The organism is Tamlana crocina, from assembly GCF_012037625.1.
In genome coordinates, this window is sequence record NZ_JAAVJS010000440.1 from 1 (window position 1) to 375 (window position 375).

At 40.3% G+C, this 375-nt stretch carries 1 protein-coding gene; it reads right to left on the reverse strand.

What is annotated here, in order from left to right; genetic code table 11:
- Positions 1 to 358: transposase (locus HC176_RS17490; RefSeq protein WP_167920277.1), on the reverse strand; the 358-nt coding region annotated here is incomplete at its 3' end.
- Positions 359 to 375 lie beyond the last annotated feature (17 nt).

Here is a 375-nt window from a genome sequence, read left to right on the forward strand (position 1 = left end):
TGCTTCTACCGCTTAACACCATTAATCGTCTGAACTTATGCAGCCAAGTCCACGCAGTCTGATAACTTCCTAATCCAAGCACCTTTTGCAATCCCTTTGCACTGACACCATTCTTTTGGGCAACCATCCACCAAATGGCATGAAACCAAATCAGCAAGGACTTGGTACTTTTATGAAACATTGTATTATTTGTCACTGTAGTTTCTTTATGGCAATCAGAACACTCATACCGTCCTTTGTTCTTTTTCCAGAATCGAATTGAGCCACATTGGGGGCATTCAAAACCATTTGGCCATCTCAATGATACCAAGTAATCAATGCATGCTTGCTCCGATTTAAACATTTCTTCAAATTCCATTTGGTCTGCTGGATATT